Raw genomic sequence first — 26,528 nt, 5'->3', positions numbered from 1 at the left:
GTGCCCAGGTGTGTCGGACGCTGTAGTCTGCCCGTATCGGCCCCGGGCCAGCGTGCCCGAACTCGACGTATGGCAGGTTCTCCATGTTCTTCCGTAACGATGCCCTCGCTCCCGCAGACAGCGGGCTTAGCCCCGACGAGTGGTGGAAGGGTGCGGTCGTCTACCAGATCTACCCCCGCTCCTTCAAGGACTCCAACGGGGATGGTCTCGGCGACCTTGAGGGTATTCGTTCGAAACTCGACTACCTCAAGGGCCTCGGCATCGACGTCCTGTGGCTGTCGCCGATCTACGCCTCCCCGCAGGCGGACAACGGATACGATATCGCCGACTACTACGACATCGACCCCATGTTCGGCACGCTCGAGGACTTCGATCGCCTGCTGGAAGGGGTCCACGATCGCGGCATGCGCCTCGTCATGGATTTGGTCGTCAACCATTCCTCCGACGAGCACCCCTGGTTCGTCGAGTCCCGTTCGTCCAGGGACAACCCCAAGCGCGACTGGTACATCTGGCGCGATCCCAGACCCGGGTACGTCGGCGGCGAGATTGGCGCCGAACCCAACAACTGGGGTTCGTTCTTCTCCGGCTCGGCTTGGGCCTGGGACGAGGCCACAGGCCAGTACTACCTGCACCTCTTCCATCGCAAGCAGCCCGACCTGAACTGGGATAACCCGCAGGTGCGCCACGCCGTCTACGAGATGATGAACTGGTGGCTCGACCGCGGGGTCGACGGCTTCCGTATGGATGTCATCAACCTGATCTCGAAGGACCCCTCACTGCCCGACGGCATCGTCTATCCCGGGCGCTCCTGGGGAGAGGGCTTCCCGCACTTCTCGGAAGGGCCCCGCCTGCACGAGTATCTCGCCGAGATGCGCCGCGAGGTCTTCGAAGGGCGCAGCGCCACCATGACGGTCGGAGAGTGTCCCGGCGTGCGCCGCGACAACGTCCTGCTCTTCACGGACCCGGCCCGCGCAGAGCTCGACATGGTGTTCCACTTCGACCACGTCGACCTCGGCCTCGAATCGGGCAAGTTCCACCCACGCACGCTGCGCCCCGGCGAGCTCGCCGACTGCCTGAGCGCCTGGCAGGAGGCTCAAGGCGAGATCGGCTGGAACAGCCTCTACCTGGACAATCACGACCAGCCGCGCGCCGTCAGCCGCTTCGGCGACGAGGCCTACCGCTACGAGTCGGCGACCGCCCTGGCCACCGCCTTGCACATGCTGCGCGGCACCCCCTACGTCTACCAGGGCGAGGAACTCGGCATGACGAACAGCGTCTTCCGCGGCATCGACGACTATCGCGACGTCGAGGCGCTGCGCTACTACCGAGAGGCCGTGGAGTCGGGGGAGAGCCCCGAGTCCGTCCTGGATGGCCTGGCACTCACCGGCCGCGACAATGCGCGCACCCCCGTCCAGTGGGACGCCGGCCCGAATGCCGGGTTCACGGATGGTACCCCGTGGATCGGCGTCGCCCCGAACTACGAGGAGATCAACGCCGCCGCCCAGGTGGGCGATCCGTCCTCGGTCTACTCCTACTATCGCGCGCTCGCGGACATCCGTCACGGCCTGCCCGTCATCGCGGCTGGCGCTTACGAGCGCATCGTTACGCCCTCGCCCGCGGTGTTCGCCTATCGCCGTATCCTCGACGAGGCTGTTGCAACGGTCCTCGTCAACCTTTCTTCGCAGCCCGCTGTTCTCGGCGATGCGGGGCGTGGGGTGAGTGGAGATCTCATCCTGGCCAACCGCGACCTTCCCGAGGATGACCGGGGTGTCCCGGAGGTCCTCGGGCGATGGGAGGCGCGGGTTTACCTCGCCTGAGAATCTCCAAGGCCCGGGATCGCAGAGATCCCGGGCCTTGGCCGTGAGGTGTTCCCAAGTGAAGCGACGCTCAGTAGTAGTAGGGGTAATCCTCCCAGCGGGGGGCGCGGTGCTCGAGGAAAGCGTCGCGCCCCTCCTGTGCCTCGGCCGTCATGTAGGCCATGCGCGTGGCCTCGCCCGCGAAGACCTGCTGGCCAGCCAGGCCGTCGTCGGCCAGGTTGAAGGCGAACTTGAGCATGCGGATCGCCTGCGGGGACTTTGTCGCGATGGTCGCTGCCCACTCCAGGGCGGTCTCTTCGAGCTGGGCGTGGGGGACTGCGCGGTTGATGACGCCCCAACGCTCGGCGGCCTGCGCGTCGTAGCGCTCGGCGAGGAAGAAGATTTCGCGCGCCCGCTTGTCGCCCGCTTGGCGGGCCAGTAGCGCGGAGCCATAGCCGGCGTCAAAAGACCCCACGTTCGCATCCGTCTGCATGAAGGCGGCGTGCTCGATGGACGCGACCGACAGGTCTGCGACCACGTTGAGGGAATGTCCGCCTCCCGCGGCCCACCCGGGAACCGCCGCGATGACGACCTTCGGCATCGTGCGGATGAGGCGCTGGACCTCGAGGATGTGCAGGCGACCGGCCCTCGCGGGGTCGATCTGCTCGCGGCGCTGGGCGGTGGCCGCCTCGGGGTCCGCGCCCTCGACCTCGTAGCGGTATCCGTCGCGGCCTCGGACTCGCTGGTCGCCCCCGGAACAGAACGAGTAGCCACCGTCGCGCGCCGACGGCCCGTTTCCCGTGAGGATGACGGCCGCGACGCAGGAGGTCTGGCGTGCGTGGTCGAGCGCGCGATACAGCTCGTCGACCGTTCCGGGGCGGAAGGCGTTGCGGATGTCGGGGCGATCGAAGGCGATGCGCACGACCGGCATGTCGGCACCCTCGGGGCGGCCGTCCGCCTCAGGGCCGCGCGAGATGCCGCGGTGGTAGGTGATGTCGGCGAAGTCAAAGCCCTCGATCTCACGCCAGCGGGTCGGATCGAAGGTGTCGGAAACGAAGGGAAGAGCGCTCATGCCTCGGATTCTAATCGACGAGGCAGGGGCAGGCTGCGGGGGTCTGATCGGCGCTCTGGGCGTTTGTGGCGCGATGGTGCCGGAGCCGGACGGCACGAGCGATGACCAGGAGCGCACAAGCTAACCGAGTGGAAGGAAGGATGCTCTTCGCTCGCCATCCGTCATCGTGGCTAGATGGCTCATTGTGTGGCGTGCGAAACGGTCCTGCTTTCCAGGTGTTCTCAAGTCTCTCACAGGCTGTCACTGTGCGCCGCTTACTGCACAATTGGTTACAGGTGGATGCGTGTTGAATTTGTCGAGGGCGTAAGGTTGCGCGATAATGTTACCGATAAGTAAGGAGGGATTGTGAACGCAGGGCAGCAGCCGACACTCATGCGCGTTCCGATGCGCACGCTCAGTCGTCAAACGCGTCACGCCCTCGAAGGCGTCGATGACATCCTCGTGTACAAGGTGGCGATGACGACGCGCTTTCGTGGTGTGACTCGCCGCGAGGGGCTTCTCCTACACGGACATGCCGGCTGGGGCGAGGCAGCGCCATTCTGGAACTATGGCGATGTGGAGTCCTCGCGCTGGCTTGCCGCAGCCCTCGAATCCGCTCGACGTTTGCCGCCGGTGCCGCGCCGCAAGTTTGTGCCCGTCAACGTGACCGTCCCCGTGATCTCTCCTGAAGAGGCCTACGAGCGCGTCAAGGCGTCGGGCGGATGCGCCACCGCGAAGATCAAGGTCGCCGAACCAGGCGTGAGCCTGAGCCGTGACTGCGCGCGCGTCGCCGCCGTCGCCGACGCCCTGCGTGAGACGGTCGGAGGACAGGCCCTGATTCGCCTCGACGCCAACGGCGCGTGGGAGGTCGATGAGGCCCGAGTCGCGATTCCCGCAATGGCATCCGCCGCCGGTGTGGTCCCCATCGAATACGTGGAGCAGCCCTGCTTGACGGTCGACGAGCTGGCGCAGGTGCGCCGATCGGTGGACGTTCCTATCGCCGCCGACGAGTCGATCCGACGCGCCGAAGATCCCCTTGAGGTTGCCCGCAAGGAAGCCGCTGACGTCGTCATCATCAAGGTCGCACCCCTCGGAGGCGTGCGCGCTGCCCTACGCGTGGCGCGCAAGAGCGGGCTCGGCGTCGTCGTCTCCTCCGCTCTCGAAACCTCCGTCGGCCTGTCCGTGGGGGTCGCCGCGGCCGCTGCCGTGCCCGGTGTGCCCCGTGCGGCCGGACTGGCCACGGCCTCGTTGCTGGTGGGAGACGTGACCGCGCCCCTCGTTCCCGACCGTGGCCGCCTGCCCGTGGGACGCCTCGAACCCGACCAGGAGCTCATCGACCGAACCCCGGTCGACGGTGACCTCGTGTCCCGTTGGGGCATGCGGCTGGAAGGAATGGCCGAGCACCTCACGGTGGGAGGCCGGTAGGCTGGGCGCATGCCCTCCGTTGATACCGCCCGCGCCATCCTTAAGTCCCTGGATGCCCTGGGTGTCACGCACGTCCTGTACTGCCCCGGTTCGCGCAGCGCGCCCTTCGCGTACGCCCTCGAAGCGGGGGCTTTTAGCGGGGATGCTCGCGCGATCCTGGATGAGCGCAGCGCTGGGTTCATGGCCGTTGGCCTGGCCCGTGCCGGGGCGCTGCCCGCCATCGTCGTTACCTCCGGCACCGCCGTCGCGGAACTTGCCCCCGCGGTCCTCGAGTCCTCGCACGCGCGCCTGCCGCTCGTCCTCCTGACCGCCGATCGCCCCGGCGAACTGCGAGGCGTCGGTGCCTCCCAAGCGACCGACCAGTCGCGGCTCTTCGGCGGGCACGTGCGCTCGCAGGTGGACCTGGAACCCCAGGAGGCCTCGCCCTCGCTGGTCGGGCGGCTCACGCGCTCCGTCGCTGCGGCGTGCGGCGCGCCCTCGGGAGCGCCCGGGCCCGTGCAGATCAACGTCGCTTTCCGTGACCCGCTCACCCCCGCTCGCCCAGCGTCCGACTCCGAGGCCGTGGCCCCCTTCGTTCCCCGGCCGACCCGGGTGCTGCGCACCCGCGCGACAGCTGAGCGCTGGGAGGACGTTGTTGGTGACGCTCGCGCTGGCCTGATCGTGGCCGGAGAAGGAGCCTCGCCTCACGCAAGCGCATGGTCTCGCGCCGCCCTCTTCCCGCTGCTGGCCGAGCCGGCCTCCGGCGCGTGGGCCCACGGGGAAGTGGTCCCTTTCGAGCAGTCCCTCGTGAGTTCCCCGCTGGGGCGTGAGGTCGACACGGTCGTCGTCACCGGTCGCCCGACCCTGTCTCGCCCCATCCACGCGCTGCTCGCGCGCCCGGACGTGCGCGTCGTCCTCGTCGACGCCTGCGCCCCCTGGGGCGACCTGTCAGGCAACGCCTCGGTGGTGGTGGCCGACCTGACGCCCGCCAGCAGGCCAGTCGAGGCCACACAGGCCGATTGGGCGTTGCGCGTGCGCGATGCCGCTCGCGTTGCGGGTGAGCGCATCGAATCCCTGCTCGCTGCCGGCTCCGGACGGACGATGATCGACTTGGCGCGCGCCGTTGCCTCCTCCACGAGCGGGCCCCTCGTGCTTGGAGCCTCCAATCCCGTGCGCGCCTTCGATCTGGGCGTGTCCTCTTTGGAGGGTCGCGTGATTCACTCCAACCGCGGCCAGGCCGGAATCGACGGCACCATCGCGACCGCCGTTGGCATCGCGCTGGGCTCCGGGTACGCGGGCGAGGCATCGGCGCATCCATGTAGGCGTGTCACCGCCGTCATGGGCGACCTCACGGCCTGCCATGACGCATCCTCCTTGGCCGTGGCCGCGAGCTCCGGAGCGAATCTCGACATCGTCGTCGCCGACGATCAGGGAGGCGGCATCTTCGCCACTCTCGAGCATGGGCGCGCCGCCACCGACGAGGCCTACGGCCGATGGTTCGGCGTCGCCCAAGCGGTGGACTACGAGGCGCTCGCGGCCGCGTATGGGCTCGCCTTCGCGCGCGCCGAAACGCCGTCTGAACTTGCGCAACTGCTCGTCACCGCCGAGGCCGGCCCACGCCTCGTCCATGCGCCCGTCGAGCGCGCCGCGCACCTATACTCGGCCATCCGCGACATCCTCAATTGAGCCCGTGAGGCGCCGTTCACTGTGAGCTGTCGCGGTTTTCAGGAAACATGCAGGACGCTTCCAGTGCCTCTTTGAGAAATCGAATCATACTGGTGGCAGATAACGAACTGACACCAGAGGAAACCATGACCGAGCCTCAGAATCCGACCCCGGACCTATCGCGAGCGAGCGGCGAGGTGACTAGCTACCCGCAGCCCTCGACCGCCGAGGATCCCGCAGCCACCCAGGAGCTGCGCTCTACCGAGGCGACGCGCGAGATGCCCTCCGCGACGAGGATCCCCGCGCCGCCTGCTGTCCCCGTGTCGCCCGCCGATGAACCGATCTCCGCCGCACCAAAGACCGGCGCCCCCTGTGCCGAGGATGCGCCTGCTGCAGGCGGCGTCTACGCCGCTCCCTCCGGTGAGCCCTACGTCGGGTACGCCGCCCCGGCCTCGCCGGAGGCTGCCGGTGCCCCCACCATTGTCGTCACCAAGAAGGGGCCGGGATGGCTCGCCCTGTTCGCCGCGATGCTCCTGACCGTCGGCCTGACTCTCGGCGCCGTGTTCTACGCGCGCCCGGCGATGCTGCGCGCCTCCACGCCGACCAACCTAAACGGCGGAACGGTCGCCACGGTTCCGGCCTCGAACAGTTCCGGGACGGACTGGACGGACGTCGCCTCCGCCGTGTCCCCGGCTGTCGTCACCATCCAGGCGCAGGGAGCCTCCTCGGGCGGCACCGGCTCCGGAGTCATCTACGACGCGCAGGGCGACATCATCACGAACTACCACGTCATCTCCTCCGTTCTCGGAGGTGGACAGATCCAAGTCACCCTCGCGGATGGTCGCCTCTACTCGGCTTCGATCGTCGGCCACGACAAAACCACCGACCTGGCCGTCATCCGCCTGGATAACCCGCCCTCCGACCTGACCGTGGCGCGCTTCGCAACGTCGGCGAACCTGGAGGTGGGTGCTCCCGTCATGGCGATCGGCGCGCCCCTGGGGCTGTCCAACACCGTCACGACCGGCATCGTCTCCGCGCTGAACCGACCCGTCGAGGTCTCCATGGACGAATCCGCGACCTCGGAGGATGGCTCGCAGGCGTCCTCGGATCTCGTGGTGACGAACGCGATCCAGATCGACGCGTCGATCAACCCTGGAAACTCTGGCGGGCCTCTCTTTGACGCGAGCGGCGCGGTCATCGGCATCAACTCTTCCATCAAGTCGCTGGCCTCATCGTCCGATGGGCAGGCGGGCTCGATTGGCCTGGGTTTCGCGATCCCCTCCGATCTGGCGGTGTCCGTCGCCGACCAGCTCATCGCCTCCGGCTCGGCCTCCCACGGCACTCTTGGCGTGACCGTCAAGGCCGCGACGACAACGGTCGGCTCCGACACCTACGTCGGTGCCCAGGTGCAGGAAGTCTCCGCGGGCTCCGGTGCCTCCGCCGCAGGCATCCGTGCTGGCGACGTCATCGTCAAGGTCGAGGGCCAGGAAGTGACCAGCCCCAAACAGCTCATCGGATACGTACGCCGCTACAAGGCCGGTGACAGCGTCTCCATGACGATCGTTCGCGACGGCACCACGCAGGACGTGTCCGTGCGCATTTCGTGAGCTGCATGAGCGCATCAGGGCCCGCCGCCCCTACCGAGGGGTGGCGGGCCTTTGCGCGGGTGCGCGCGAGCATTGGCGGGCGCGGCTCATACGTGTGGCCCGGGCGCGAAGCTCGCGCGATTCAGACCCCGAGGGCATCCAGGAGGGGCCGCATCTTCGCCTCCGTCTCGGCCAACTCGGCGTCGGGGTCGGAATCGGGCATGATGCCGGCGCCCGCGAAGAGGCGCAGGCGAGTGCCCGAGGTGAGTCCGCAGCGCAGCGCGATCGCGAACTCGCCGTCGCCCGCCGTGTCCACCCATCCGACTGGCCCCGAGTAGCGGCCACGCTCAGTGTCCTCCAGCTCCTCGATGAGGCGCATCGCCGCGTCGCGCGGGGTGCCACACACGGCTGCGGTCGGATGAAGCGCCGCCACCAGATCCAGCAGATGCGCCGACCCCAAGCGTGCGTGAACGTCCGTCGCCAGGTGTACGACGTTGGGCAGCGACAGGAGGAATGGCCCCCGTGCCTCCACCTCGGAACACAGGCGAGTCAGGATCGACGACACGGACTCTGAAGCCAAGTCGTGCTCGCGCAGATCCTTCGCGCTCGACGCGAGCGCCTCGCCCTCGCCTGGCCTGCACGTGCCGGCCAGGACGCGCGAGCTTGCCATGCCGTCCGACGCCGCGATCAGCATCTCCGGGGAGGCTCCGATCAGCGAATCCACGCAAAAACGCCACGTCGACGGGTATAGCTCACCCAGGCGCTCCAACAGGAAACGCTCGTCGAAGCCGTGAGGGCAGCGCACCGTCATATCGCGCGCCATGACGGCCTTGTCGGCGGCCCCCTCACGCAGGCGCTGCGCCATCGCTCGCACCGAGTCGCGCCACTGTCCGCGCGACATCGACCCGTGTCCGAAGGTCAGAGACTCCGGCACGCGCGGCGCGGGCCTCGCCCCGGCCAGGGCAGCGTCGACAGCAGCCAGCGGGTCCGGAGCGTCCCCGATGCCCGCGGTGATCGCCCAGCGGGCCCCGGCCTCGTCGATGAGAGTCAGTGCGGGCACGAAGGCGACCGATCGGGCGGGGGAACGGAACGCGAAGGACGCGAAGAGGGCGGGGGAGGGGGCGCCGTTGTCGGTGGACGAGGCTGGCGCGGCCTCCCAGGCGCGGCGCACGTCGGCGATCGCGTCGGAGGTCGCGGACTGAAGCGTCAGCGCTCGTCCCAGGCCCACCATCTGTCGGCGCTGCCCCAGCCAGGCCGCGCCTCCGGAGGTCGGAAGCAGAGATGTCAGCGGGCAAGTAGACCCCGGGTGCTGCGGGGGTAGGACCGACGCCCGAAAAACGAGGCGCGAGCATCCGAAGTCAGTGTGCATGGGTTCCATGGTAGGAGTAGGGGCGGCGGCGCGCTGAAAGACGTGCGAGTATTAACGCATGACTGAATCCCCGCGCGCGGACCTGAACAAGGATCCCGAAGAGATCGCCTCAATGTTTGACTCCCTCGCCTCTCGCTACGACGCGATGGATGCGCTGATGACGGGCGGTTTGGACAGGGTGTGGATGACCGCCCTGCGCAAGGCCGTCGCCCCGCATCCCGGCGAACGCATCCTCGACGTGGCGGCCGGCACCGGTGCGTCGTCGGCGGCGCTGGCCAAGGGCGGCGCCGAGGTCGTCGCCTGCGACCTGTCCGAAGGCATGATCGAGGTTGGCCGTGAGCGCCACCCCGAGCTCGAGTTCGTTCACGGTAACGCCATGGACCTGGATTTTGAGGACGGCTCTTTCGACGCCGTCACCATCTCCTGGGGCCTGCGCAACATCCCGGATCCGCAGCTCGCGCTGCGCGAGATGGCGCGCGTCGTGCGCCCGCGTGGCCGCCTCGTGGTCCTGGAGTTCTCCACGCCGCCCTCGCGCTTCTTCCGCGGCCTGTATAACGTCTACCAGTCGACCGTGATGCCGGCGATCGCGCGCCTGGCCTCGACGAATGACGGTGCCTACGACTACCTGGTGGAGTCGATTCGCGATTGGCCCGCACAGGAGGAGCTCGGCCGCATGATCGCCGCGAACGGCTGGAGCGAGGTCGAGTACCGCAACCTCACCGGCGGCATCGCCTGCATGCACCGCGCGGTCAAGCCGCTGCCGTAGCGCCTTCTCAGCTGCGGCGAGGCCGGGGTACCCGCGTGGGCACCCCGGCCTCGCCGTTTCGCACACGCCCGTCGAGCGGCACCTCACGGCCGCGGAGCAGGCCCGGAGCCGCCGCGCTACTTGGCGTGGTAGCGGGGGCTTGTGCCGATGTGTGTGGGGTAGGGGTTGTTGGGGGAGGTGAGGGCGGTTTCGTCGAGGCCGCGGTAGGTGTAGGAGTTGTCGTAGACGATTTCGGAGGGGTCCACGATCCCGTCGGCGTATTGGCGTACCTCCTCGGGCGTGGGGCTGCTTCCGCCGCCTTTGTCTGCGAGGGGGTTTTCGTCGGGGTATTGGCTGGGGTCGGTGTTGATCATGGAGGCGGGGCTGGCCAGTCCGTATCCGGTGTATTGGTTCCAGGTGCCGTCGGAGTTGACCGTGGTGTGGACCAGGAGCTGCAGGAGCTGGTTCGCGGTCGCGTCCGGCCATTTCTGGCGCGCCAACGCCAAGAAACCCGCCACGATAGGGGTCGAAGTGGAAGTGCCGTAGGTTTCTACGAATGCGTTGCTCGGGTAGTCGCGCGTGATCACGGGACCCCCGAAAGCAGCCGTCGTCACCCCCTGACCCCAGGAAGAGTAGTCGGCTCGCGCGCCGTTGATATCAACCGCAGAAACGCCGACCACGCCAGACCACGTCGCAAGGCTCCCCGAGTCGTTATCGGAGCCACTGTTTCCTATGCCTGCAACGATGATTGTTCCGGAGCTCATCGCCCTGGCCATCGCCCACTTGAGTGAGGCTGTACGGTCATTTGAGCTAATCGAAATGCTGACGATTTGGGCACCGTCGTTGATCGCGTGGTTGATGAGCGACGCGTGCTTATAAATTAGTGCCGAATCTTTGCACGAGGAATCGGCTGTCGAGCCGCTGGCCACAGTCTGATAACTGTTGAGCGTGACATCGGGGGCGACCCCGTAGCCGCGGGCAACCAGTAGCGAGGCGTCTGCCGTGCCATGTTGACGGCTGTCGTTACTTGGGTTGACGGGGCACGGACTCTTATCACTGATTGACGCGCCGCTAAGCTCGGCGACAGACGTATCAACTGGTCCGTCAATGAGTGCGACTGTCACTCCCTTGCCTGTGTATCCCTTGGCTCTGGCTTGGTCGAGGTGGTAGTAGGCGAAGTAGGGCTGCTCGGCGGCCGTGATCGTGTCGGCGGCTCGCGCGGGGGAGGCATCAACGATCGGCATCGCGAGGGCGAGGGCGGCCGCGCAGGACGCCGAGAGCGCGATGCGGGTGCGGGTCGTGGTCACCACTGGCGTTCACTTTGTGTGGTAGCGGGGGCTTGTGCCGATGTGTGTGGGGTAGGGGTTGTTGGGGGAGGTGAGGGTGGATTCGTCGAGGCCGCGGTAGGTGTAGGAGTTGTCGTAGACGATTTCGGAGGGGTCCACGATCCCGTCGGCGTATTGGCGTACCTCCTCGGGCGTGGGGCTGCTTCCGCCCCCCTTGTCGGCGAGGGGGTTTTCGTCGGGGTATTGGCTGGGGTCGGTATTGATCATGGTTGCCGGGCTGGCCAGTCCGTATCCGGTGTATTGGTTCCAGGTGCCGTCGGAGTTGACCGTGGTGTGGACCAGGAGCTGCAGGAGCTGGTTCGTGGTCGCGTCCGGCCATTTCTGGCGCGCCAACGCGAGGAAACCCGCGACGATGGGGGTGGAGATTGAAGTCCCGTTCGTTTCGATGATTTGTGAGGTCCCATAGTCGTAGGCCTTAATTGGGCCGCCGACGGCGGCTGTCGTCACCCCCTGACCCCAGGAAGAGTAGTCGGCTCGCGCGCCGTTGATGTCGACAGCAGAGACGCCGACCACGCCAGACCAGGTCGCAAGGCTCCCCGAGTCGTTATCTGAGGCATTGTTACCCATGCCTGCAACGATGATTGTCCCAGAAGCCATTGCCCTTGCCATCGCCCACTTCAGCGAGGCGTCGCGGTCCTTTGAAGTAATCGAAATGTTGACGATTTGGGCACCGTCGTTGATCGCGTGGTTGATGAGCGACGCGTGCTTATAAATTACTGCCGAGTCTTTACAGGAGGACTCGGCTGCCGATCCGCTGGTCACAGTCTGATAACTGTTGAGCGTGACATCGGGGGCGACCCCGTAGCCGCGGGCAACCAACAGTGAGGCGACTTCCGTGCCATGTCGGCGACTGTCGTCACTTGGGTTGACGGGGCACGGACTCTTATCACTGATTGATGCCCCGGTGAGCTCCGGGCGTGATACGTCTACCGGTCCATCAATGATTGCAACCGTGACGCCTTTGCCTGTGTATCCCTTGGCTCTGGCTTGGTCGAGGTGGTAGTAGGCGAAGTAGGGCTGCTCGGCGGCCGTGATCGTGTCGGCGGCTCGCGCGGGGGAGGCCTCAACGATCGGCATCGCGAGCGCGAGGGCGGCCGCGCAGGATGCCGACAGCGCGATGCGGGTGCGGGTCGTGGTCACCATTGGCGGGGGTCCCATCCGTCGTCCTTGCGCGCCGCGGGCGCAATGTCCCTATCCGATCCGTAGGTCTGAGACATGGGGTTGACGTAACCCGCAGGCACGGCCCCCTCGTCCTCGTCCAGATAGCGGTAGGGCTCGTACTTGCGCCTGCGCCTCTTCTGGTCCTCCTTGGCGCCGCCCGCGCCGGCGCCCATTCCGCCCATCATCGCGGGCTGAGATCCGGCCCCGCCGCCCTGGGGTGCCTGGGCGGCGGGAGGGGTGTAGGTCCCAAACCCTCTGCCGCTGAAGGAGCCGACGCGCAGGTCAGAAGCGCCCGCCGCCGTGCCGATCCCCGCCGATCCCATCCGCGCCGCCCTGCCCAGACCCAGCGCGCCCGCGCCGAGCACGCCGGCGCCACCGAGCCGACCGGCCGCAGTTGCGGTGGAGGCCGGACCGCCGTTGATGCGCCACAGGGGATGGTCGATGTCGGTGGGGCTGGCCGGGACGTGCCCACCCCACACGTAGCCGTTGCGGTGATGATTTGCGTTCACCCGCGCGTGCATGAGATCCATGCCCATCAGATCCTGCGCATCGGTGATCGGCCTGTCGTAGGAGCCCTTCGCGTCCGGCGGGAGGTAGCGCGTGGACACCTGGTGCGAGGCCAGCGCACGCTTGCGTATCGCCTCATCCGTGTCGGGATCGGCGTAGCCGTCCGGGTAGAGGGACTTGTCGGAGCGCAGAGCGGCGCGCCCGTAGTCGTCGGCGGCGCTGCGTCCGTAGGCGCCCAGGTCGTGAGGCGAGTACTGGACGTGGCCCCTATTGAGGTTCTCCTCGGTGCTCGGGGGAAGCGGAATGGAGGGAATATCGATACTGTCGTACTCGCTGCCGGGCCCAGCCTGCGTCAGCTTGTCCAGGCCCCCGCCGAGCTCGCCCACCGTCTCATTGATGCGATTGAGGATCTCAGTGGCCGCCGCCTCGCGCTTGGCGTTCGCCTGGGCTTCCACCGCGTTGACGTAGGCCGCTCCGGTTGCCAGCACCGCCGTGGCGACAAGCCCGGGAACCGGGGCGAGAATGGGAGCGAAAGGCAGCGAGACAGTCGCAGCGCTGCGTAGAGCCTCGGTCTTGGCATCGAGCAGCGTCGGCGACAGCTGCCTCGCATCCGCTTTCGCCTGGGCGACGGCCTGCCTGGCCGCCACGTAGTGGGTGATGCCGCGCGCGTAATATCTCCGCTTTGATTCGAGTCGGGCAACCGTCTTATCCGCCCACTCCTTCAGGGCCTCTCCGGTCTGCCCGGTGAAACCCTGGTGCCGCTGAAAGTGGCGCACGCGCTGGATTGCCTCCTCGAAGCCATCGAGAACGCAGCCGTGCTCGTTGTCCCACGAACGCAACTCCTCGGTGTGATCCGCCTGCGCGGCGAATTGCATAACTCGGTCGTACATCGGTGACGAAACCATGATTGCGATCCTATTCCTCTCAGAACTCGGGCATGCCGCCGACCGGGGCGGGGACACCTGCGGGCTGCGCGCTCGGGGCAGCCGGGGCGGGGGCACCGGAGCCGGAAGTGTTGGGAGTCGCAGTAGTGGGGGAGACGGCTGCGGCTCCGAAATCGGCCTGGAGGGCGTGATTGATTGCCTCGAGCACCGCCGCATTGCCCTCCTCGGCACCCTCGGCTTCCTTCACGGCGATCGACAGATTCGTGCGGAACGTATCGAAGATGTCCTTCTCCTCCGCGAGTGTCTCATTCATCGAATCGAAGAATGCCACGGTCCTCGTTCGGAAGTCCTGGGTCCCCTGTTCGCTCGGCCACCGCGTCTGCGTCTGAGCGCTACTAAGCTGGCGAGTGGCCTCCTCGGAGCGGGACAGCGCCGCCCCCCGTCCTCCACATCCCCGCGCGTGCGCGCGTGAGATTCGCTGTTGAAACCGTAGTCGGCCATGAGTCTGCTTTCTGTCGTCGTCCGGCGCGCGGGGGTGCCGGACGGAACCGGGGTGTCGGTTACACAGTGTATGGATCCTCCAAGGGGGCGGCAAGCAGTTCCGTTGGGGCTGGGATGCCCTCCGTGCCCTACCGTCACGGCCTGTCGACGGTACCGAGGCCGGGTCCGAGATTTACGACAGAGAACCGTTGCGCAAATTGGGATGGTGAGCAACTCTGCGATCCGCATGATTCCCCGAAATATAGCCAAAAAGTAACCTAGGTCGCCGACTGAGGGTTACCTGGCTAGGGTTGCTTGAGGAATGAAGTGATGTGCACGCTTCATCCGCCTTGCACACTCGCGCGGACGCACCCGCGCACCACCTGACGGAGGAATGCCGTGGCATCCACCATGCCTAGTGACATGAGCGCTGACGTCGTCGTCGTTGGCGCAGGCCCGGGCGGGTCCTCCACCGCCTACCACCTGGCCAGAGCAGGCCTCGACGTCATCCTCCTGGAGAAAAGCCCCTTCCCGCGCGACAAAATCTGCGGCGATGGGCTCACCCCGGCCGCCGTCCACGAGCTCATCGCGATGGGCGTGGACACCACCGGCTGGATGCGAAACCGCGGCCTGACCGTCATCGGCGGCGGCCACACCGTCCACATGGACTGGCCCGACCAGAAGTCCCTGCCCGGCTACGGCATGACCCGCGCCCGCATGGACCTCGACCATGCGCTCGCCAAGCGCGCCGTCGAAGCGGGTGCCCGCCTCTACGAGGGCGTCACCGTCGTCGGCGCCATTCAGGATGGCTCCGGCCGCGTCGTCGGCGTGAGCGCCAAGAGCGGGCGCGGCAAGAACGCCACCACCGTTGAGGTGCGCGCCTCCATCGTCGTCGACGCAGGGGGAGTGGCCGCACGACTCGCCACCAGCCTCGGCCTCGAAAAGAAGATGAACCGCCCCATGGGCGTCGCCGCGCGCGCCTACTTCCGCAGCCCGCGCGGCGACGAGGAATGGATGGAATCCCACCTCGAACTGTGGAGCGGCACCCCCGGCGCCTCCGACCTGCTGCCCGGCTACGGCTGGATCTTCCCCATGGGCGACGGCATCGTCAACGTCGGCCTCGGCTCCGTCGCCTCGCGCGCCGGCGCCACCAACCTGCCCTACCGCGAGGTCTTCAAGACCTGGACCGCCAACCTGCCGGGCGAATGGGGCTTCACCCCGGACAACCAGATCGGTCAGCTGCGCTCCGCCGCTTTGCCCATGAGCTTCAACCGCAAGCCCCACTACACCCAGGGCCTCGTCCTCGTCGGCGACGCCGGCGGCATGGTGTCCCCCTACAACGGAGAAGGCATCGCCCCCGCCATGAAGGCCGGACGCTACGCGGCCTCCTGCATCGCACAGGCCCTCTCACGCTCCCACCGCGCCGGTATCGACCGGGCGATGAGCGAATACCCCCACATGCTCCGCGACGAATACGGCGGCTACTACCAGCTCGGCCGCATCTTTGTCGCGCTCATCGAAAACCCGACGATCATGCGCACCTGCACGAACGTTGGGCTGCCCATTGCGCGCCTCATGACGCTCGTCCACAAACTCCTGTCGGACGGCTACGAGAGGACCGGGGGCGACTTCGACGACCAACTCATCACAATGCTGACCAAGGTGGTGCGCCCCGCATGACCACCACCACCGATAACCGGGAGGAACGATGACGAATCCCTACGTGCCGCTGCTCATTATGTCGGCAGCCGCCCTCGTACTAGCCTTCGGAGGCCTGGGCGCCTCCGCGATCCTGGGCCCCACCAAGAAGTCCAAAACCAAGGCCGACAACTACGAGTGCGGCATCCAGCCGACCAGCGCTCACCTCACCGAGGGGCGCTTCCCGGTGCGCTACTACCTGGTCGCCATGACGTTCATCATCTTCGACATCGAAGTTGTGTTCATGTACCCGTGGGCCGTCAGCTTCAACCAGCTGGGCCTGTTCGGACTGGTCGTCATGATGAGCTTCCTGGTCACCCTCTGCGTCCCCTACGCCTACGAATGGCGACGCGGCGGCCTGGACTACTGAGAAATAAGAAGGAAAAGACAAGTGGGACTTGAAGAATCCTTGCCCGCGGGTATCGCGCTCACCAGCGTCGAGAAAGTCCTCGGGCTCGCACGCAAGTACAGCCAGTGGCCCGTCACCATGGGTCTGGCGTGCTGCGCCATCGAGATGATGGCCGCCGGAACCCCCCGTTTCGACATGGCGCGCTTCGGCCTCGAGGTCTTCCGCGCCTCGCCGCGTCACGCCGACATGATGATCGTGTCGGGCCGTGTCTCGCACAAGATGGCCCCCATCATCCGCCGCGTCTACGACTCGATGCCCGAACCCAAGTGGGTCATCTCCATGGGCGCATGCGCGTCCTCCGGTGGCGTCTTCAACAACTACGCCGTCGTCCAGGGCTGCGATCACATCGTCCCCGTCGACGTCTACCTGCCCGGCTGCCCGCCCCGCCCCGAGGCCCTCATCCACGCGGTCCTCGTCCTGCGTGAGCAGATCGGCAAGGAACCCCTCGGCGTCCACCGCCGCGAGATCGCCCGCCGCGCCGAGCAGGCCGCGCTCGAGGCGACCCCCACCCACCAGATGAAGGGACTCCTCGCATGAGCGACCTTTCCATCCCCGAGGAAAACACGCCCGCGGAGGTCGCTCAGTCCTCGTCCCAGCGTGGTTTTGCCCTCCCCGAGCCCATCGCGCACCGCGAGGGCCTCTTCGGCGCGGGCACCGACTCCTCCACCTCCGGTTTTGCCGGCCTGATCTCCGACTCCTTCCTGCCCGGCGAGGCCTCCCGCCCCTACGGCGGCTGGTTCGACCAGGTCGTTGACGTCCTCGAAGAACTCATCGCCGCCGATGGCCTCGACGTCGCCGACGTTATCGAAAAGGTCACCATCGACCGCGGACAGCTCGGGATCTTCATCGCCCGCGAGCACATCGCGCGCGTCGCCAAGTACCTGCGCGACGACGCGGACCTGCGCTTCGAGATGTGCCTGGGCACGAACGGCGCGCACTACCCCCTCGATAAGGGTCGCGAGCTGCACGCCATCTACCCCCTCTACTCGATCACGCACAACCGCATGATCCGCCTCGAGGTCACGTGCCCCGATGAGGACCCCCGCATCCCCTCCATCGTCTCCGTCTACCCCGGAAATGACTGGCAGGAGCGCGAGACCTGGGACCTCATCGGAATTGTCTTCACCGGCCACCCCTCGCTCACGCGCACCGCGATGCCCGACGACTGGGTCGGACACCCCCAGCGCAAGGACTACCCGCTGGGCGGCATCCCCGTGGAATTCAAGGGCGCCGTCAACGCTTCCCCCGACGTTCGTAGGAGTGTGAACTGATGACCACCGCCTTCCACGCGCCCGCCGGCGCGACCGACCTGCCCATCGAGGACATCCCCGAGGTCCTCACCCAGGGCGGCGACTGGGACGACGTCCTGCACGAGATCGAGGCCATTACCTCCGAGCGCATCGTCGTCAACCTGGGCCCGGTTCACCCGGCGACCCACGGCGTTCTGCGTCTGATCCTCGAGCTCGACGGCGAGAAGGTCCGCGAGACCCGCGTCGACACCGGTTACCTGCACACCGGCATCGAGAAGAACATGGAGTACCGCACGTGGGCCCAGGGCGTCGCATACTGCACACGCATGGACTACGTCGCCCCCTTCTTCCAAGAGGCCGCGTACTGCCTGGGCGTCGAGAAGCTCCTCGGCATTGAAGAGGACATCCCCGAGCGCGCCTCCCTGATCCGCATCCTCATGATGGAGCTGTGCCGCATCGCCTCCCACCTGGTCGCCATCGGTTCGACCGGTAACGAAATGGGTGCCACCACGATCATGACGATCGGCTTCCGCGCCCGCGAGGAGATCCTGCGCATCTTCGAACGCATCACCGGCCTGCGCATGAACCACGAGTACATCCGCCCCGGCGGCGTCGTGCAGGACATCGGCGAGGGCACCACGGACTACATCCGTGACCGCCTGCGTCGGGCCCGCAAGGACATCGGCGAGCTCCAGGACATCCTGGTGGAGAACCCGATCTTCAAGAAGCGTCTGTGCGACGTGGCCGTCATGCCGCTCAGCGGCCTCATGGCCCTCGGGACCACCGGCCCCGGCGTTCGGGCCGCCGGCCTGCCCCTGGATCTGCGCAAGAGCCAGCCCTACTGCGGCTACGAGAACTTCGAGTTCGATGTTCCCACCCGCGACAAGTCGGACGTCTACAACCGCACGATGGTCCGCTTCGACGAGTGCTACGAGTCGATGCGCATCATCTGGCAGGTGCTCTCGAAGCTGGAGCAGTGCGAGGGCGCGCCCACCATGGTCGCCGACCCCGAAATCGCCTGGCCCGCGCGCCTGGCGGTCGGCACCGACGGCCAGGGCAACTCGGCCGAGCACGTCCGCGAGATCATGGGGGAGTCCATGGAGTCCCTCATCCACCACTTCAAGCTCGTCACCGAGGGCTTCCACGTGCCCGCCGGCCAGGTCTACCAGACCGTCGAGCACGCGAAGGGCGTCCTGGGCGTTCACCTCGTCTCCGACGGCGGCACGCGCCCGTTCCGCGCGCACTTCCGCGACCCCTCCTACGCCAACCTGCAAGCGCTGGCCATGATGACCGAAGGAGGCCAGCTGGCCGACGTGGTCGTCGCCCTGGCCGCTATCGACCCCGTTCTCGGAGGCGTTGACCGATGAGCTATACACCCGACACCCTGGCACGCCTGCAGGCGGATGCCGCGCAGATCATCGCCCGCTACCCGGACGGTCACTCGCGCTCCGCGCTGCTGCCGATGCTGCACCTGATCCAGTCCGTCGACGGCTACGTCAGCCCGGACGGCATCGACTTCATCTCATCGACGCTCGACCTGCCCCGCGCAGAGATCAGCGCCGTGGCGACCTTCTACACGCAGTACAAGCGTCACCCCACCGGCGAGTACCTGGTGGGCGTGTGCACGAACGCGCTGTGCGCCGTCATGGGCGGCGACGAGATCTGGGAGAAGGTCTCCGGCAAGGTCGGCGTCGGCAGCGACGAGACCAGCGAAGACGGCAAGATCACGCTCGAGCGCATCGAGTGCAACGCGGCGTGCGACTACGCACCCGTTGTCATGGTCAACTGGGAATTCTTCGACAACCAGACTCCCTCGTCGGCGCTGGCGATGATCGACGACATCCAGGCCGGCCGCGACATCCACCCGACGCGCGGTCCCATCGTGGCCCCCACGTTCAAGGAAAACGAGCGCGTCCTGGCCGGCTTCCTGGACGGCCACGAGAACGAAGGCCCCTCCGCGGGCCGCGCCACCCTGCTGGGCCGCGAAATCGCCGCGGCGAACGGCTGGACCGAGCCGGTCGCCGCCCGCGTCACCGACGAGGCCACTGATACGAAGGGAGAAGAGGCGAAGTGAGCACCGCATACGTTGCGCCCGGACCGCTGACCCCGATCCTCACCAACGGGTGGGGAGAGGAGCGCTCCTGGACGCTGGACTCCTACCGTGGCCGCGGCGGCTACCTGGGCCTCGAAAAGGCACGCACGATGGAACCCGCCGACATCGTCGCGGCCGTCAAGGACTCCGGTCTGCGAGGCCGTGGCGGCGCAGGCTTCCCGTCAGGCCTCAAGTGGTCCTTCCTGCCCCCGGCCGACGGCGGCCCGCGCTACCTCGTGGTGAACGCCGATGAGTCCGAGCCGGGCACCTGCAAGGACATCCCGCTCATCATGGGCAACCCGCACGTCCTCATTGAGGGTATCGCCATCACGTCGCGCGCTATCGGCTGCGACCACGCGTTCGTCTACCTGCGCGGCGAGGTCACCCACGTGTACCGCCGCCTCCTGGAGGCCGTGCGCGAGGCGACTGAAGCCGGCGTGCTCGGCGACCTGCGCATCACCGCACACGCGGGTGCCGGAGCCTACATCTGCGGCGAAGAGACGGCCCTCCTGGATTCTCTCGAGGGACGCCGAGGCCACCCGCGCCTCAAGCCGCCCTTCCCCGCGGTCGCAGGCCTGTACGCCCGTCCGACGGTCGTCAACAACGTCGAGACCATCGCTCAGGTGGCGGGCATTTTCCGCAACTCGCCCGAGTGGTTCGCATCGATGGGCACCGAGAAGTCCAAGGGCCACGGCATCTTCTCGGTGTCGGGCCACGTGAACAACCCCGGCCAGTTCGAGGCACCCTTCGGCATCACGATGCGCGAACTCATCGAGATGGCGGGCGGCATCCGCGACGGCCACACGCTGAAGTTCTGGACCCCCGGCGGTTCCTCCACCCCGATCTTCACCGAAGAGGAGCTCGACACGCCCCTGGACTACGAGTCCGTGGGCGCGGCCGGTTCGATGCTGGGTACGCGAGCCCTGCAGGTGTTCGACGAGACCGTCTCGGTGGTCCGCGTCATCACCCGCTGGTCCGAGTTCTACCAGCACGAGTCCTGCGGTAAGTGCACGCCCTGTCGCGAAGGCACCTACTGGATGAAGCAAATCATGCTGCGTCTCGAGCGAGGCGAGGGTCGCCCCGGCGACGTCGACCTGCTCGACGAGATCGCGCACAACATCGCGGGCCGCAGCTTCTGCCCGCTGGGCGACGCCGCAGCAACCCCGATCATGTCGGGCATCAAGCGCTTCCGGGACGAGTTCGAGGCCGGGCTCACCACGCCCGCCCGCGAGCTTTTCCCCTACGAGGCGTCCGCTAACTACGCGCGAGGAGGTAGCCGATGAGCGACGCACCCAACATGATCGACGTCACCATCGACGACGTTCAGCTTTCTGTTCCCCAGGGCACGCTCGTGATCCGCGCGGCCGAGCAGGCCGGCATCCGGATCCCGCGTTTCTGCGACCACCCGCTGCTGGCCCCGGTGGCCGCATGCCGCCAGTGCCTCGTAGAGGTCGGCATGCCCGACCGCAATACGGGCGAGCTGCGCTTCATGCCCAAGCCGCAGCCGTCGTGTGCGCAGACCGTCACCCCGGGAATGGTCGTCAAGACCCAGCACACCTCCGAGGTGGTCGACCGCGCGCAGCGCGGCGTCATGGAGTTCCTGCTCATCAACCACCCGCTGGACTGCCCGGTCTGTGACAAGGGCGGCGAGTGCCCCCTGCAGAACCAGGCGCTCACGGAGGGCCGCGGTAAGTCCCGTTTCACGGACGCCAAGCGCACCTTCAAGAAGCCGCTGCGCCTGACCTCCCAGATCCTGCTGGATCGCGAGCGCTGCATCCTGTGCCAGCGCTGCGTGCGCTTCGGCAAGGAGATCTCGGGTGACGTGTTCATGGACCTGCAGGGTCGCGGCGGCGGCACCGCCCCCACGGAGCACCACTACTTCATGGGCGAGCAGGTCGGCGGCTTCGACTCGACCACGCTCGACTTCTTCGATCCCAAGGCCAAGGAGGCGTCGACCTCGTCCCTGTCGTCCCCGTACGGCACCGACGCGATCGTCGGATCAATCAACGAGGGTGAGCTCTCCGTCGCCGAGCGCGACGTGTCCGGGCGAGCCTTCGCGTCCTACTTCTCGGGCAACATCATCCAGATCTGCCCGGTCGGTGCCCTGACCGCCGCGTCCTACCGCTTCCGCGCGCGTCCCTTCGACCTCGTGTCGACGGCTTCCGTGACCGAGCACGACGCGTCGGGCAGCGCGATCCGTCAGGACGTTCGCCGCGGTGAGGTCGTGCGCCGCTTGAGCGGCAACGACCCCGAGGTCAACGAAGAGTGGATCACCGACAAGGACCGCTTCGCCTTTGAGTGGGACAAGGTCGATCGCCTGACCTACCCGCTCGTGCGCTCCGACGGCGAACTCGTTCCCACCTCCTGGTCCGACGCGCTCGACCGCGTTCGTGAGGGCCTGGAGAATGCGGGTTCGTCCGTGGGCTTCCTGCCCGGCGGCCACCTCACCTTCGAGGACGCCTGGGCATGGTCGAAGTTCGCGCGCACCATCGTCGGCTCCGACTCGATCGACTTCCGTTCGCGTCGCTGTAGCGAAGAAGAGCGTTCCTTCCTGGCGTCCCACGTGGCCGGCTCCGGCCTCGAGACCACGTACGCGGATCTGGAGAGCGCGGGTCAGGTGCTGCTGGTCGCCCTCGAGCCCGAGGACGAATGCGGTGCCATGTTCCTGCGCCTGCGCAAGGCCACCCGAAAGTCGGGCCTGAAGGTCGCCACCGTCGCGCCTTTCACCTCGGCCGGCTCGCGCAAGATGAAGGCGCAGCTCCTGCACGCGGCCCCCGGCGCCGAGCCGGGCGTCGTCGACGCGATCGCCGCCGGCGGTGCCTACGCCGACCTGGCCGAGGCCCTTTCCGGTGGCATCATCCTCGTGGGCGAGCGTGCCGCGCAGACCCCCGGCCTGCTGTCAGCCGTCGTCGCGCTGTCCGAGCGCACGGGCGCCCGCCTCGCGTGGGTGCCGCGCCGCGCCGGTGACCGTGCCGCCATCGAGGCAGGCCTCCTCCCAGGCCTGGCTCCCTTCGGACGCGGAATCGACGAGGCCGGGGCTCAGTCCCTCGGTTGGGGCGAGCTTCCCGCTCGCGGCCTCGACGCCGAGCAGATGATCGAGGCTGCCGCCTCCGGTGAGCTCCAGGCTCTGGTCGTCGGCGGCGTGGACGTTCGCGACTTCGACGACCCCGCCGGCGTGCGTGAGGCCCTTGACAAGGTTCCCTTCCTCGTGTCGCTCGAGGTTCGTGCCTCGGAGATCACCGATCGCGCGGACGTCGTCCTGCCGGTGGCTCCCGCGGTCGAGAAGAACGGCACCTACATCAACTGGGAAGGCCGTCTGCGTCCCTTCGGCCAGGCCCGCTCGGCCACGTCCCTCACGGATCGCGACGTGTTCGTGCGTCTGACCGAGGAGTTCGACCTCGACCTGGGTATCACCGCCCTGTCCGATCTCTACGAGGAAGTCAACCCCCTCATGGAGTGGGACGGCGCGACGCCGCAGTTCGCACCGGTCTCGGCGCAGGCTCCCGTCGTTGCGGGCGAGGGCGAGGTCATCCTGGCCTCTCACAAGCCGATGATCGACGCCGGTCGTCTTCAGGATGGTGCCCCGTGGCTGGCCGGTTCGGCCCGCCGCCCCGTCCTCCTGGCCTCCGCCGCCACGCTGGCCTCCGCGGGCATCGCCCCGGGTGCCGACGCGACGCTTGAGACCGAGCGTGGCACGATCACCCTCCCGGCCGCCATTGCGGACCTGCCCGACTTCGTCGCGTGGGTGCCCGAGTGCTCGACCGGCTCCGTTATTCACGAAAATCTCGGCGGTGCCGGCACCGTCGCGACCCTGCGCGCCACGCAGGAGGTGGCACGATGACACTCGCTCCTTTCGCAGTCCCGGAGTACACCGCCGCGGACTTCAGCCACGAAACCTGGTGGCTCAGCCTGATCAAGGCGGTGTTCATCATCGTCTTCCTCATCGCCAACGTGCTGATAGCACTGTGGGTCGAACGCCGAGGCCTGGGCCGCATGCAGACGCGTCCCGGCCCGAACGTGGCGGGCCCCCTCGGCCTATTCCAGGCGTTCGCCGACGCCGGCAAGCTCCTCTTCAAGGAGGACATGTGGACCCGTCGGGCCGAGAGGTTCCTGTACTTCCTGGCCCCCGCGATCGCGGCGTTCGCGGCGTTTAGCGTCTACGCCGTGATCCCGATGGGCCCGAACGTGATGATCTTCGGCCACTCCACGCCGCTGCAGCTCGCCGACATGCCCGTCGCCTCCCTGTACATCCTGGCGATCGCCTCGCTGGGCCTGTACGGCATCGTTCTCGGTGGCTGGTCGACCCGCTCGACCCTGCCCCTGTACGGTGCCGTGCGTTCCTCCGCGCAGGTCATCTCCTACGAACTGGCCATGGGCCTGTCCCTCGTGAGCGTCTTCCTCATGTCGGGCTCCATGTCCACCTCGCAGATCGTTGCGGCCCAGGGACAGTTCTGGTGGGCATTCACCCTGTTCCCCGCGTTCGTCATCTACTGCATCAGCGCCACCGGCGAGGTTAACCGTCTTCCCTTCGACCTCCCCGAGGCCGAAGGCGAGATCGTCGCGGGCCACATGACCGAATACTCGTCGATGAAGTTCGGCTGGTACTACCTGTCCGAGTACGTCAACATGCTCAACGTCTCGGCCGTGGCCACCACGATGTTCTTCGGCGGATGGCACGCCCCGTGGCCGCTCTCCCACGTCGAGTTCCTCAACTCCGGTTGGTGGGGCATGCTGTGGTTCTTCCTCAAGATCTGGTTCTTCATGTTCCTGCTGGTCTGGACGCGCGCCACGCTGCTGCGTTTCCGCTACGACCAGTTCATGAATCTCGGCTGGAAGCGCCTGATGCCCATCGCCCTGGGCTGGCTCGTGCTCGTCGCCCTCGTGCGCGGCATCACCCAGTTCGTCCAGCTGCCCAACCACATCCTGTTCGGAGGCGTCGGTGTCCTCTTCGTGATCGCCCTGGCGATCATCTGGCTGACGGACAAGTCCGAGCCCGAGGAGATCCCCGCCTCCGAGCGCGAATACACCGGCTTCGAGGACGGCTTCCCCGTCCCGCCGCTGCCCGGACAGACACCCGTTGCCTCGCCGCGCGGACTCGCCACCATCGAGGGCGAACTGGCGACGGCCTCGGCAATCGATAGCCCGAAGGAGTCCACCGATGAGTGAGAAGACCACCGACGAGGAAATGCTCTTCGAGCATGACCCCAAGGGTGCGTTCGCCCAGTTCGTCGCACCCATGGCCGGCTACGGAGTCACCATGGCTTCCTTCTTCCGGCCCACCGTCACCGAGCAGTACCCGCGCGAACCCGCGCGCGTCATGCCCCGTTTCCACGGACGTCACCAGCTCAACCGCTACGACGACGGCCTGGAAAAATGCGTCGGCTGCGAGCTGTGCGCCTGGGCGTGCCCCGCTGACGCGATCTTCGTCGAGGCCGCGTCTAACACCCCCGAGGAACAGTTCTCGGCGGGCGAGCGCTACGGCCGCGTCTATCAGATCAACTACCTGCGTTGCATCTTCTGCGGCATGTGCATCGAGGCCTGCCCCACGCGCGCCCTGACGATGACGAACGACTTCGAGATCGCCAAGTACACCCGCGAAGACGACATCTACGAGAAGGAAGACCTCCTGGTCCCGCTCGCAGACGGCATGCTCGCAACGCCCCACCCCATGGTCGAGGCTAAGAACGACATCGACTACTACTGCGGGGAAGTCACCGGCCCCACCGCCGCCCAGGTTGACTGGGTTGCGAGCCGCCGCCCCGACGACCCCTCCCTCAAGACGGTACGAGTCGCCGAGGAGGCACACTGATGAACCTGTCCAACGGTTGGCCCATGATGGGGTCAACGGGGGAGATCATCCTCTTCGCATGCACGGCCATCTTCATGGTCGCCTGCGCTGCGGGTGTCCTCTTCTTCAAGAAGGCCGCGCACTCGGTCATCTGCATGGTCGGCGTCATGCTCGGCCTTGCGGTCCTGTACATCGCGAATAGCGCCCCCTTCCTGGGTGTCGCGCAGATCGTCGTGTACACCGGCGCGATCATGATGCTCTTCCTCTTCGTCATCATGCTGATCGGTATCGGCACCTCCGACGACTACGCCCGCCAGTCCCGCGGCGCGATCGTCGCTGCCGTGCTCGGTGGCCTCGGACTGATCGTCATCGTCGCGACGGCGATCCTGAAGTCCATGCCCGCCACGCACCCCGCCAGCGAGGTCGATCCCTACTCGAATCAGCCCATCACCGACCTGGCGATCATGCTGTTCCAGCAGCACTGGCTGAGCATGGAGCTCGCCGGTGGCCTGCTGATCACCGCCGCCGTCGGCGCGATGCTGCTGACCCACTCGGATCGTCTTACCCCGAAGGCCGACCAGGCCGAGACGGCTCGTAACAAGATGCGTGCATTCGCGCAGAAGGGTGCCCGCATCGGTCAGCTGCCCGCCCCCGGTGTCTACGCCAAGTCGAACGCGGCCGACGTGCCCGCCATCTCCGGTGAGACGCTCGGACCGGTCGAGGAGTCGGTGCCTCGAGTCCTTCGCGTGCGTGGCCTGACCCGCACGATCGGCGAGGTCACCCCCGAGGTCTCCGAGCAGCTCGCACTCGCGCGCACCGAGGATGCCGGCACCTCCGACCTCGACGAGTCGCCCTACACCATCGGGCGCACGCCCGACGTCCCGCGCTCAGGTTCCTTCGGGATGCCCGGCGCCGCCGCGCCCACCGGCCTGGCCCAGCCTCGGGCCCGCAAGGCGCGCACCACCACCCCCATTGAGAAGAAGGAGGAGAGCAAGTGAGCCTCGCCTGGTACCTCATCCTTGCGGGTGTGCTGTTCGCCATCGGTGCGACCACGGTCCTCGTGCGCCGCAGCGCTGTCATCGCGCTCATGGGTGTCGAAATGATGCTCAACGCCGCGAACCTCGTGCTCGTGACGTTCGCGCGCATTAACTCCAACGTTGACGGAGAGATCATGGCGTTCTTCGTCATGGTCGTCGCGGCCGCCGAAGTCGTCGTCGGCCTGTCGATCATCGTGTCCATCTATCGTTCGCGCTCGACCACGAGCATGGACGATCTCAACCTGCTGAAGAACTGAAGG

24 protein-coding genes are annotated in these 26,528 nt (G+C 67.2%); 18 read left to right on the top strand and 6 right to left on the bottom strand.

All coding sequences use genetic code 11. The features are described 5' to 3' along the window. Positions 1-83: 83 nt before the first annotated feature. A complete protein-coding gene (locus RDV55_RS03195) occupies positions 84-1,817 on the top strand; it encodes an alpha-glucosidase (protein ID WP_111824536.1) in 1,734 nt (577 codons plus the stop codon). A 70-nt stretch (positions 1,818-1,887) separates the two neighbouring features. On the opposite strand, the gene RDV55_RS03190 is transcribed toward RDV55_RS03195, so the two are convergent. Further along, positions 1,888-2,868, bottom strand: a complete 981-nt coding sequence (locus RDV55_RS03190; protein WP_111824535.1) for a 1,4-dihydroxy-2-naphthoyl-CoA synthase — start codon at positions 2,866-2,868, stop codon at positions 1,888-1,890. Between RDV55_RS03190 and RDV55_RS03185 the strand changes: the two genes are divergently transcribed. From RDV55_RS03185 to RDV55_RS03170, 4 genes are all read left to right on the top strand, one after another. Beyond that, positions 2,867-2,992, top strand: coding sequence for a hypothetical protein (locus RDV55_RS03185; RefSeq protein WP_281267702.1), 126 nt, complete (start codon positions 2,867-2,869; stop codon positions 2,990-2,992). The two genes, RDV55_RS03190 and RDV55_RS03185, sit on opposite strands and share 2 nt — an antisense overlap. Positions 2,993-3,240: 248 nt before the next feature. Then, positions 3,241-4,272 (top strand): o-succinylbenzoate synthase, encoded by a 1,032-nt coding sequence (locus tag RDV55_RS03180; protein ID WP_111824542.1) that lies wholly within the window; start codon positions 3,241-3,243, stop codon positions 4,270-4,272. 9 nt (positions 4,273-4,281) lie between these two features. Beyond that, positions 4,282-5,937 (top strand): 2-succinyl-5-enolpyruvyl-6-hydroxy-3-cyclohexene-1-carboxylic-acid synthase, encoded by a 1,656-nt coding sequence (gene menD, locus RDV55_RS03175; protein ID WP_111824534.1) that lies wholly within the window; start codon positions 4,282-4,284, stop codon positions 5,935-5,937. A 125-nt stretch (positions 5,938-6,062) separates the two neighbouring features. Continuing rightward, a complete protein-coding gene (locus RDV55_RS03170) occupies positions 6,063-7,523 on the top strand; it encodes a S1C family serine protease (protein WP_111824533.1) in 1,461 nt (486 codons plus the stop codon). 121 nt (positions 7,524-7,644) lie between these two features. Here RDV55_RS03170 and RDV55_RS03165 read toward each other — a convergent pair whose 3' ends face one another. Next, a complete protein-coding gene (locus tag RDV55_RS03165) occupies positions 7,645-8,871 on the bottom strand; it encodes an isochorismate synthase (protein WP_245907789.1) in 1,227 nt (408 codons plus the stop codon). A gap of 58 nt (positions 8,872-8,929) precedes the next feature. Here RDV55_RS03165 and RDV55_RS03160 point away from each other — a divergent pair, with 58 nt between their 5' ends. Further along, entirely contained in the window at positions 8,930-9,637 is a 708-nt protein-coding gene (locus tag RDV55_RS03160) for a class I SAM-dependent methyltransferase (RefSeq protein ID WP_111824531.1), read from the top strand. 116 nt (positions 9,638-9,753) lie between these two features. On the opposite strand, the gene RDV55_RS03155 is transcribed toward RDV55_RS03160, so the two are convergent. The 4 genes from RDV55_RS03155 to RDV55_RS03140 are packed head-to-tail and all read right to left on the bottom strand — an operon-like array spanning position 9,754 to position 13,845. Continuing rightward, positions 9,754-10,926 (bottom strand): S8 family peptidase, encoded by a 1,173-nt coding sequence (locus tag RDV55_RS03155; protein WP_111824530.1) that lies wholly within the window; start codon positions 10,924-10,926, stop codon positions 9,754-9,756. A gap of 6 nt (positions 10,927-10,932) precedes the next feature. Continuing rightward, positions 10,933-12,120: a S8 family peptidase gene (locus RDV55_RS03150; RefSeq protein ID WP_111824529.1), complete on the bottom strand. Its 1,188-nt coding sequence runs from the start codon at positions 12,118-12,120 to the stop codon at positions 10,933-10,935. Beyond that, positions 12,099-13,535: a hypothetical protein gene (locus RDV55_RS03145; RefSeq protein WP_111824528.1), complete on the bottom strand. Its 1,437-nt coding sequence runs from the start codon at positions 13,533-13,535 to the stop codon at positions 12,099-12,101. Before RDV55_RS03145 ends, RDV55_RS03150 begins: the two co-directional genes overlap by 22 nt. Before the next feature lie 19 nt (positions 13,536-13,554). Next, complete coding sequence (locus tag RDV55_RS03140; protein WP_111824527.1) at positions 13,555-13,845, bottom strand: hypothetical protein; 291 nt, start codon at positions 13,843-13,845, stop codon at positions 13,555-13,557. A 548-nt stretch (positions 13,846-14,393) separates the two neighbouring features. Between RDV55_RS03140 and RDV55_RS03135 the strand changes: the two genes are divergently transcribed. Genes RDV55_RS03135 through nuoK form a run of 12 tightly spaced genes read left to right on the top strand, consistent with a single transcriptional unit; the run spans position 14,394 to position 26,525 of the window. Then, positions 14,394-15,674 (top strand): geranylgeranyl reductase family protein, encoded by a 1,281-nt coding sequence (locus tag RDV55_RS03135; RefSeq protein ID WP_111824526.1) that lies wholly within the window; start codon positions 14,394-14,396, stop codon positions 15,672-15,674. 28 nt (positions 15,675-15,702) lie between these two features. Continuing rightward, entirely contained in the window at positions 15,703-16,062 is a 360-nt protein-coding gene (locus tag RDV55_RS03130) for an NADH-quinone oxidoreductase subunit A (protein WP_007588160.1), read from the top strand. 21 nt (positions 16,063-16,083) lie between these two features. Further along, on the top strand, positions 16,084-16,638 hold the full coding sequence (locus tag RDV55_RS03125) for an NADH-quinone oxidoreductase subunit B (RefSeq protein WP_003792236.1): 555 nt from the start codon (positions 16,084-16,086) through the stop codon (positions 16,636-16,638). Further along, positions 16,635-17,372: an NADH-quinone oxidoreductase subunit C gene (locus tag RDV55_RS03120; protein WP_309187988.1), complete on the top strand. Its 738-nt coding sequence runs from the start codon at positions 16,635-16,637 to the stop codon at positions 17,370-17,372. The genes RDV55_RS03125 and RDV55_RS03120 overlap by 4 nt, the downstream gene beginning before the upstream one ends. After that, positions 17,372-18,718 (top strand): NADH-quinone oxidoreductase subunit D, encoded by a 1,347-nt coding sequence (locus RDV55_RS03115; protein ID WP_309187987.1) that lies wholly within the window; start codon positions 17,372-17,374, stop codon positions 18,716-18,718. Before RDV55_RS03120 ends, RDV55_RS03115 begins: the two co-directional genes overlap by 1 nt. Beyond that, the gene (gene nuoE / locus RDV55_RS03110; RefSeq protein ID WP_111824393.1) at positions 18,715-19,425 is read left to right on the top strand and encodes an NADH-quinone oxidoreductase subunit NuoE; all 711 of its coding nucleotides are present in this window, start codon (positions 18,715-18,717) and stop codon (positions 19,423-19,425) included. The genes RDV55_RS03115 and nuoE overlap by 4 nt, the downstream gene beginning before the upstream one ends. Further along, positions 19,422-20,726, top strand: a complete 1,305-nt coding sequence (nuoF, locus tag RDV55_RS03105) for an NADH-quinone oxidoreductase subunit NuoF (protein WP_111824392.1) — start codon at positions 19,422-19,424, stop codon at positions 20,724-20,726. Before nuoE ends, nuoF begins: the two co-directional genes overlap by 4 nt. After that, positions 20,723-23,284: an NADH-quinone oxidoreductase subunit G gene (locus RDV55_RS03100; protein ID WP_111824391.1), complete on the top strand. Its 2,562-nt coding sequence runs from the start codon at positions 20,723-20,725 to the stop codon at positions 23,282-23,284. The genes nuoF and RDV55_RS03100 overlap by 4 nt, the downstream gene beginning before the upstream one ends. Beyond that, a complete protein-coding gene (nuoH, locus tag RDV55_RS03095; protein ID WP_111824390.1) occupies positions 23,281-24,609 on the top strand; it encodes an NADH-quinone oxidoreductase subunit NuoH in 1,329 nt (442 codons plus the stop codon). Before RDV55_RS03100 ends, nuoH begins: the two co-directional genes overlap by 4 nt. Continuing rightward, positions 24,602-25,252: an NADH-quinone oxidoreductase subunit NuoI gene (gene nuoI, locus RDV55_RS03090; protein WP_111824389.1), complete on the top strand. Its 651-nt coding sequence runs from the start codon at positions 24,602-24,604 to the stop codon at positions 25,250-25,252. Before nuoH ends, nuoI begins: the two co-directional genes overlap by 8 nt. Beyond that, a complete protein-coding gene (locus RDV55_RS03085) occupies positions 25,252-26,229 on the top strand; it encodes an NADH-quinone oxidoreductase subunit J (RefSeq protein ID WP_111824388.1) in 978 nt (325 codons plus the stop codon). Before nuoI ends, RDV55_RS03085 begins: the two co-directional genes overlap by 1 nt. Then, on the top strand, positions 26,226-26,525 hold the full coding sequence (nuoK, locus tag RDV55_RS03080) for an NADH-quinone oxidoreductase subunit NuoK (protein WP_003792247.1): 300 nt from the start codon (positions 26,226-26,228) through the stop codon (positions 26,523-26,525). The genes RDV55_RS03085 and nuoK overlap by 4 nt, the downstream gene beginning before the upstream one ends. Positions 26,526-26,528 lie beyond the last annotated feature (3 nt).

Origin of the sequence: Schaalia odontolytica (assembly GCF_031191545.1) — a bacterium.
Taxonomy (GTDB): domain Bacteria; phylum Actinomycetota; class Actinomycetes; order Actinomycetales; family Actinomycetaceae; genus Pauljensenia; species Pauljensenia odontolytica.
This window is presented reverse-complemented; position numbering and strand designations above follow the sequence as displayed.